9 protein-coding genes are annotated in these 7,744 nt (G+C 60.6%); 2 read left to right on the plus strand and 7 right to left on the minus strand.

What is annotated here, in order from left to right; all coding sequences use genetic code 11:
- Nucleotides 1-159: PLP-dependent transferase (locus LD28_RS22655; RefSeq protein WP_193354324.1), on the plus strand; the 159-nt coding region annotated here is incomplete at its 5' end.
- 115 nt (nt 160-274) lie between these two features.
- Here the strand turns inward: LD28_RS22655 and LD28_RS0118760 are convergent.
- The 3 genes from LD28_RS0118760 to LD28_RS0118770 form a co-directional block, all read right to left on the minus strand.
- Nucleotides 275-1,939, minus strand: a complete 1,665-nt coding sequence (locus LD28_RS0118760; protein WP_033138444.1) for an AMP-binding protein — start codon at nt 1,937-1,939, stop codon at nt 275-277.
- A gap of 97 nt (nt 1,940-2,036) precedes the next feature.
- Nucleotides 2,037-2,315, minus strand: a complete 279-nt coding sequence (locus tag LD28_RS0118765; protein WP_033138445.1) for a YfcL family protein — start codon at nt 2,313-2,315, stop codon at nt 2,037-2,039.
- Between the two features lie 99 nt (nt 2,316-2,414).
- Nucleotides 2,415-3,530, minus strand: coding sequence for an ATP-NAD kinase family protein (locus tag LD28_RS0118770; protein WP_033138450.1), 1,116 nt, complete (start codon nt 3,528-3,530; stop codon nt 2,415-2,417).
- 109 nt (nt 3,531-3,639) lie between these two features.
- Between LD28_RS0118770 and LD28_RS0118775 the strand changes: the two genes are divergently transcribed.
- Nucleotides 3,640-4,377 carry a TerC family protein gene (locus tag LD28_RS0118775; protein ID WP_033138446.1) on the plus strand — a complete coding sequence of 246 codons (738 nt, stop codon included), beginning with the start codon at nt 3,640-3,642 and terminating at the stop codon, nt 4,375-4,377.
- A 96-nt stretch (nt 4,378-4,473) separates the two neighbouring features.
- Here the strand turns inward: LD28_RS0118775 and yfiB are convergent, their stop codons facing one another.
- The 4 genes from yfiB to LD28_RS0118795 all read right to left on the minus strand — a co-directional run.
- Nucleotides 4,474-4,962 (minus strand): outer membrane lipoprotein YfiB, encoded by a 489-nt coding sequence (yfiB, locus tag LD28_RS0118780; protein WP_033138447.1) that lies wholly within the window; start codon nt 4,960-4,962, stop codon nt 4,474-4,476.
- A gap of 26 nt (nt 4,963-4,988) precedes the next feature.
- A complete protein-coding gene (gene dgcN, locus LD28_RS0118785; RefSeq protein ID WP_033138448.1) occupies nt 4,989-6,227 on the minus strand; it encodes a diguanylate cyclase DgcN/YfiN in 1,239 nt (412 codons plus the stop codon).
- On the minus strand, nt 6,224-6,784 hold the full coding sequence (yfiR, locus tag LD28_RS0118790) for a regulatory sequestration protein YfiR (protein WP_033138449.1): 561 nt from the start codon (nt 6,782-6,784) through the stop codon (nt 6,224-6,226). The genes dgcN and yfiR overlap by 4 nt, the downstream gene beginning before the upstream one ends.
- A 189-nt stretch (nt 6,785-6,973) precedes the next feature.
- The coding region (locus LD28_RS0118795; RefSeq protein ID WP_033138451.1) for a sigma 54-interacting transcriptional regulator at nt 6,974-7,744 on the minus strand (771 nt) is incomplete at its 5' end.

Raw genomic sequence — 7,744 nt, forward strand, 5'->3', positions numbered from 1 at the left:
AGTCTGGCCTGCCATCCGGCCAGCACCACTCACGCCGCCATGGACGAGGCGAGTCGCCTCGCTGTCGGGGTCAATGACGATCTGATCCGCTTCAGTATCGGGGTAGAAGATGCCGACGATCTGATCGCCGATCTGGCAGCCGCGCTGGCGCTGATCTAGCCAGGGGGCGTGTTCACTCGTCCGCAAAACAGGGGTGAGTGACAATCACCAAAAACAACCGCGGCCCATAATGAGCCGCGGTTGTTTGATGCTGTTATCGGCAGTAAAGGGAACCTTACTCCTCCCAGACCACTGCGTGGGAGGATGACCAGTCATCCCCCAGTCGAGCATATTTATGCTCCAGCAGGTGACGCTTGATCTTCATGGTGGGGGTCAGCACACCGTTCTCGATATTCCAGGGGGTTTTCACCACCAGAATGCCGCGAATTTTGGCATGAGATTCCAGCTGATCGTTGACCCGCACCCGCGCCGCTTCCAGTCTGGCGTTGACCTCCTCCCGATTACCCTTCATGGCACTCTCGGCCAGCTGCACCAGCGCGATAGGCTGGGGCATGCCGTAACCAATCACGCAGAGCTGTTCGATGATGGGCTCCTGCCCCAGCAGACCCTCGATGGGCACCGGCGCCACATACTTGCCCTTGGCGGTCTTGAACACATCCTTCATCCGGCCGGTGATGGTGAGGTAACCCTCGCGGTCCAGCTTGCCCATGTCGCCAGTGTGCAGCCACCCTTCGGCATCGATGGCCTCGGCACTGTGCTCGGGGTCCTTGTAGTAACCCAGCATCATCCCTTCACAGCGACAGAGGATCTCCCCCTCGTCGGAGATCTTGATGGTAACCCCAAGCCCCGCCTTGCCGACGGTGCCGATCTTGTCGGCGCGGAACGGGTAGTTGATGGTGGAGTAGGCGTGGTTCTCGGTCATGCCCCAGGCTTCGGTCACCTTGAGGCCGATGCTCAGATACCACTCAAGCAGCGCAGGGGAGACCGGCGCCGAGCCGCAGCCAAGTACACGGGCCTGATCCAGCCCCAGCCCCTTTTGCAGCTTGCGTTTGATAAGGCCGGAGATAAGCGGGATCTTGAGCAGCAACTCCAGTTTTTTCTGGGGCAGCTTCTCGTGGATCTTGATGCGGAACATGGCCCACAGCCGTGGCACCGAGATAAAGACGGTGGGGCGGCAGCGTTTGACATCTTCGATAAAGGTATCGAGGGATTCGGGAAAGGTAACTTCAGCACAACCATAGAGGCTGCCGCCGTAGACATAGACCCGCTCGGTGATGTGGGCCAGCGGCAGGTAGGAAAAACCGCGATCATTCGGGCAAAGTCCCACCGTCTCCACCAGCTTCTCGCACGACCAGGCATAACGCTCGACGCTCAACATGGCCCCTTTCGGTTTGCCGGTACTGCCGGAGGTATAGACCAGACTGAGCAGGGCGTCAGGTGCCTGCACCGGGCTGTCAGGGATCGGCTCGTGTGCTTCCAGCAGATCATCCCACTGGTGGCTGGCTGGCATGGTGTCGTAGGGGAAGGCGATACGCAGCAGATCGGCGGGCACCCCAGCCTCCTGACTCTTCCAGTCATCCAGCTTGCCGACGAAGATCGCCTTGGCTTCGCTGTGGCGCAGCACATATTCGATGGTATCGACGTTGGCGGTCGGATAGATGGGCACGCTCACATACTGCCCCATCTGCATCGCCAGATCGGCGATAAACCACTGGGCGCAGTTCTTGGAGAGCAGCGCCACCTTGTCACCGGCCACCAGACCGAGGTGACGCAAGGCCGTCACCATCCGCCGCGCTTCATCGGCCACTTCACGCCAGGTGAAGTCGACATATTCGCGGTTGATGGTTTGACGCAGGTAGGTTAGATCAGGACACTGCCGCTCCCAGTGATAGAGCATCTCGAGCGGCAGTTTATTGGCAATGCGTGAGGAGGAGGCCATAGTTTAATCCCTGAAACAAAAGGCGAAACTTATTATTAACGTTTAACTAACTTCAGGGAAGGATAAACTCAAACTTCTGTTTGAAATGTGTATCCGATCAAGCTTCTGCGTCTTGTTGCAAACGAATCCACATTGCCTGCACCAGTTTCTCATCCTCTTCGGAGAGCTCGCCCTGCAGAATCGCCTCATTGAGGCTGCGCAGCACATAACTCTTGACGTCCCGTACCAGGGTCTTGCCTTCCAGCTCGGCCCGGGCCACCGCCAGTGAGATATGACCTCGCAGGTAACCACCGGCAAAGAGCTCATCTTCACTCGCGGTAGCAACCATACCGTCGATCAGTCCCAACAACTTGTGCTCAAAATCGTGAATCGTCATGTAACGCAGCCTCATTTGCGGCAAAAAATTCGGGGGTATGGAACCGCAATCGGGTTGATTGCGGCTCTCTGGCGCCAGGCCAGCAGCGTCCTTGGCGTCCTATTCCGGGTTGGCCACCGGGTAGATGACCTGATCCTTGTATCCCGTGATTATTCGCAGATAACCACACAACGCCCGGTTCAATTGCGGATCATCGGTGTCCACCAGCAGCGGCCTGCCCGCGAGGGCGGCAAGCTTGGCTTTGGTTGCCAGCACCTGGATATTCTCCAGCCCGACACACCGAATCACCTCAGGACTCAATTGCTGATTTCCGCGCCCGAACAGATGTCCCTGTCCGCCTATCAGGGTAATGATCAGTCGGCAGCGACGGCCGCGGATCCGGGTCAGGATCTCGGCGGCGCTGAGATCCTGCCCGATAAGTCGGCCATTTTCCACCAGATCCACACCGAGCAAGGTATTTTCCAGACCCAGCTCTGCCATGCAGGCCGCCACCGTGCTGCCGGAGCCCATCAGATAGAGCGTATCGGGCTCCATCTGCTCTACTACACCGGCGGCGAGATCCGCCAGCACCAGCTCTTCGGACTCCTTTCCCCCCTGCTTGACCGCCTGTACGTAACGCAGATCACCGGGCACCTTCAGCTGGCCGTAGTGGCGGGCCCGCACCTTGCCCGCACGAAACGCCTCCTCATCGATGTCGCGCACCTCGGCATCGATCAGGCTGAGCAGTTCACCGGCGATCATCCGCGCCACTACCCGCCCGCTGGCAGCCGGGGTCACCCCGTAGACGCCGGAGTGGATCTTGCACCCCGCCGGAATGCCGAGCACATGGCAGGACTCCCCCACCGCCGCGCAGATATCCCGCGCCGTGCCATCGCCACCGGCAAACAGCAGCAGATCGACCCCGGCTTCGCGCATCAGCTCAGCGGCGTGGCGGGTATCATCGGCCGAGGTACTCTCCCCGACCGGTTGATAGATGACCCGACAGGGCAATCCCAAAGATCGGGCTACCGTCTCCCCCATCTCTCCCGCCACCGTCAGCAGTTCGAACGGGACGCTCAGCTCGCACAGTGGCAACAAGGCTTGCCGCGCCCGCTCCTGCGCTTTGGGCACGGCGCCGCGGGCCAGCGCCTCGGCCACCACACCGTCACTGCCCTTGAGCCCCACTGCACCGCCAATCCCGGCGACCGGATTAATGATGAACCCTAATCGAAACATGCCTGCCTCCCCTGCGATGGGCACCATTTTTATCTTTTTACACCAGAGGGACAAGCCGCCGCCCCCCTGCTAGAATGCGCTGCTTAAATTTTTTCACCAAGGTTCAATCATGCTGGAATGGGTTCTTGATCCCTCTGCCTGGGTCGCACTCGCTACCCTTACCCTGCTCGAAATCGTGCTCGGTATCGACAACATCATCTTTATCTCCATCCTGGTAGGTCGTCTGCCAGAAGCTCAGCGTCAGAAGGCGCGCATTCTCGGTCTGGGCCTCGCCATGGGTACCCGGATCCTGCTGCTGCTCTCGCTCGCCTGGGTAATGCGTCTCACGGATCCGCTCTTTACCGTGCTGGGTGAAGCCATCTCCGGCCGCGACCTGATCCTGCTGCTGGGGGGCCTGTTCCTCATCGGCAAGAGTGCCCACGAGATCCACGTCACTCTGGAAGGGGCAGCTGAACCTGAGAGCGTCAGTGCGGCGGCCTCGGGCTTTATCAGCACCCTGATCCAGATCGCCATCCTCGATATCGTGTTCAGCCTCGACTCGGTGATCACCGCGGTCGGCATGGCCGACCATGTGCCGGTGATGGTGCTGGCCATCATGATCGCCGTCTTCATCATGATGTTTGCCGCCAAGGCAATCGGCGATTTCGTCGATGAGCATCCCACCATCAAGATGCTGGCCCTCTCCTTCCTCACCCTGGTGGGCTTCGCCCTGATGGCCGAGGGGATGGATCTGCACATTCCGAAGGGTTACATCTACTTCGCCATGGCTTTCTCGCTGGTGGTGGAGATGATCAACATCCGTCTGCGCAGCCATCACGACAACAACGGGCAAAATAGCGCGCAGTAACTCTGCCCCACCTTCCCCCGCGACCCCAGCTGTCGCGATCAAAAAGAGCGCCGGTCGGGCGCTCTTTTTTTATGGGTAACGAAACGATGAGAAGGGTTATTGAGCGCTGATGACGATGGCAACCCGACGGTTGGCGGCCCGTCCCTCTCTGGTTTTGTTATCCGCCACCGGCAAGGTCGCGCCACGGCCATGGATCTCCAGATTGGCCGGCTTCATGCCCACAGAAATCAGCACATCGGCCACCGACTGGGCCCGTTTCAGGGAGAGTTGCTGGTTGTAGCTGCTCTCGCCGGTATTGTCGGTGTGACCATCCACCCGCGCCTTGTCCAGCCCCACACCCAGCAGGGTCTTGCCCAGGGATTCAACCGATTGGCGGGTCTGTGGATTGAGCGCCCCCACGTTATTGGCAAACAGCACCCGGTTGGCCAGATCCAGCGTCCACCCCTCATCGGTCAGACGGAAACCCTGCTCCTTGAGCACGGCGATCTGTTCCGGAGTCAATCCTCTGGGGGCACTCTGGCAACCGGCCAGCAGCGACAACATCAATCCCAGCAGGGTGACCTTCAACAACCGAGTGATCTTCATGGTTTGCTCCTTATGTATGTTGTTATTCATGCCTGACCGGTGAGGGTTTGCGGTTCGCTGCGGCGCGCCCGTTTCGCCAGATACATGGCGGCATCGGCCTGTTCACATAATACGCTGGCACTCATGCCCGCCTGATAGATGGCAAAGCCGATGCTCACCCCGGCCACCAGTTGACGGCCATCACGCAGCGCTACCGGTTCGCTCATCGCCTGCTGGATGCGGCCAATCACCTCCTCCACTTCATGCTGGCGCAGGAGCGGGCCAACCAGCAGCGCAAATTCGTCGCCGCCGAGACGAAACACCAGATCGTCCGGACGCAGCTGATGTTGTACCCGCCTGGCCAGCGTCACCAGCACGTCGTCACCGCCATTGTGACCGAAGGTATCGTTGATCTGCTTGAAGCGGTCGCAGTCAAGATAGAGCAGCGCAAATCCCCCCTGCTCGCCCACAGAGATCGCCTGCCCGAGCCGCGCTTCAAACAGGGCACGATTGGGCAGTCCGGTGAGGGCATCGTGAGTCGCCTGATGGAGCAGGCTGGCATTCTCGCGGGCCTGCTGGGCCTGCCAGGCCTGCAGCTCGTCCAGCAGGGAGTTGAAGTCATCACCCAGCTCATTGAGCTCGACAATATCGGCCGGTGGCGCCCGCATCCCCAGGGTGCGCTGACGACGTACCGAGTGGGCCACCCGCGCCAGCTTGCGCAGCGGCGAGGTGATGGTGACCTGCATCCGGCCAGCCACATAGAGTGCCACCATGGCGCTCAACACCAGACAGACCACCATCACCAGCAGCACCGAGAGCAAAAACAGCAACAGGTATTCGCCATGGCCGCGCAGCTCGATGGTGGCGATCTGCTCACCCCCCCGCAGCATGGGGATCTTGGCGGGCCCCGGCATCAGCAGTTGGGCCAGATAGTCTTCGAGCGTCACCAGCGGATTGCCTCTTGGCCGCATCCAGTGGGCAAGCAGCTTGCCATCAGGCAGGAGAATACGGGCCTCGGCGACCTCCTCATGGGCGACAATCCCGCCGAGCGCCTCGTTGGCGGCCTCCTCATCGTGGAACACCACCGCCGCCTCGGCGCTGTAGCTGATGGCGCGAGCCACCAGCTCCAGATTGTGGTCGGCGTAAAAACGCACCACCAGCAAGGCGACCAGAGTAAAAAAGAGGCCCGCCACGCTGACGGCGGTGATGGCGGCCACCAGATGGGTTCGCCCCAGACTCTGGCGCAGAGTCAGCCTGCGAGGCGGCATGCTCACCTGTCGAGTCATGGCGCCTCCCGCTTGTCTGCATGCCCCAACTTGAGCACGGCGGGATGCACCCGCACGCCACTCAGGGCCAGAGCATCCAGATTCACCTTGAAGCGTACCCGCACGCTCTCCAGTGACGTCTGCAGACAGAACACCGCACTGCTGGAGCACTCCTGGTTATGTTCGCTGATGCTGAGAATCGCGTGCCCCTGCAAACGAGTGAAGAGGGATACCCGGGTCTGCTCACTCACCATCCCGAGATAGAGCACATCACAGTTGCCTGCGATAGCCGGATCACTGGTCTCGTAACGATTGACCTGCACGGTACGGCCATTGGCCTGACGATTGATGGTAAAGAGGGCTCCGGCATATTCGGTCGGTGCCACCACACACATGCGCAAAATCGGGGGTTCCTTGGGCCAGCGAGTGTAACTCAGGAGATCAAGCACCAGCTCCCTGACGGCCGTCGCCCGGCTCTCGGCGGCCGTTTCCGCCTGCGCGCGGGGCAACAGCAGGCCAAACGCCACCAACAGGAGCGCCAGACGAGCAGTGAAACGGGGGGAAAAGAGTAACAGCATGATCGGGACGTGGCCGCCTTAACAACACCGCTGCAGTGGCACTGCGGTTCGGATATATGAACTCAAATAGTAAGTTGGCTGACACAGGCCTGACAAGTCTTCCTCAGCCCTCATTTCCAAGCATCGTTTAAAGAAAACCGAGAGCCCGTCTGGTAACGGGCTCTCTGGTGGCTGGTACCAAGACCATGATCACTTCTTGCTGATGCCGTATTCCCGCAGCTTGTTGGCGATGGCGGTATGCGACACACCCAGGCGCTTGGCAAGCTGGCGCGTCGACGGGAAGGCGGGATAGAGCCGGGCCAGCAGTTGGCTCTCGAAACGCTTCACCGCATCATCCAGACCCCCTTCGAACCACTCGTCGATCAGCGGCATGGTGTCGGCCGCCACCGGCAGGTCGATCTGCTCCGGCCCCAGCTCATCCCCTTCCAGCAGCGTCATGGCGCGATAGAGGCAGTTGCGCAGCTGGCGCACGTTGCCCGGCCAGCGATAAGCGGTCAGGTAGTCGGCCATGTTGCGGGTAAAGCGCGGACGGGGCCGCTGCAATTCGCTGGCAAAGCGGGAGACAAACTGCTGGGCAAGCACCATGATGTCCGCCTTGCGCTCGCGCAGGGGGGGCAACGCCAGACTCAGCACGTTGAGGCGGTAGTAGAGATCCTCGCGGAAGGTTCCCTCGTGCACCAGATCCAGCAACTGCTTCTGGGTGGTGCAGATGAAACGTACGTTGACCTTCACCTCCTGCTCGTCACCGACCCGGCGGAATACCCCATCCTGCAACACCCGCAGGAACTTGGTCTGGAGGTGAGGAGACATGTCGCCGATCTCGTCCAGCATCAGGGTGCCGCCGCTCGCCAGCTCCAGCACGCCGCGCTTGCCCTCGGTGTTGTTGCCAAAGGCGCCGGGGGCATAACCAAACAGCTCGCTCTCGGCCACGTTATCGGGCATCGCCGCGCAGTTGAGGGC

This window comes from Aeromonas finlandensis, from assembly GCF_000764645.1.
Taxonomy (GTDB): Bacteria; Pseudomonadota; Gammaproteobacteria; order Enterobacterales; family Aeromonadaceae; genus Aeromonas; species Aeromonas finlandensis.

Bases quoted from the DNA above. Each gene is read 5' to 3' on its own strand.
- LD28_RS0118760 (WP_033138444.1), bottom strand. From the start codon at position 1,939: ATGGCCTCCTCCTCACGCATTGCCAATAAACTGCCGCTCGAGATGCTC.
- LD28_RS0118765 (WP_033138445.1), bottom strand. From the start codon at position 2,315: ATGACGATTCACGATTTTGAGCACAAGTTGTTGGGACTGATCGACGGT.
- LD28_RS0118770 (WP_033138450.1), bottom strand. From the start codon at position 3,530: ATGTTTCGATTAGGGTTCATCATTAATCCGGTCGCCGGGATTGGCGGT.
- LD28_RS0118775 (WP_033138446.1), top strand. From the start codon at position 3,640: ATGCTGGAATGGGTTCTTGATCCCTCTGCCTGGGTCGCACTCGCTACC.
- yfiB (WP_033138447.1), bottom strand. From the start codon at position 4,962: ATGAAGATCACTCGGTTGTTGAAGGTCACCCTGCTGGGATTGATGTTG.
- dgcN (WP_033138448.1), bottom strand. From the start codon at position 6,227: ATGACTCGACAGGTGAGCATGCCGCCTCGCAGGCTGACTCTGCGCCAG.
- yfiR (WP_033138449.1), bottom strand. From the start codon at position 6,784: ATGCTGTTACTCTTTTCCCCCCGTTTCACTGCTCGTCTGGCGCTCCTG.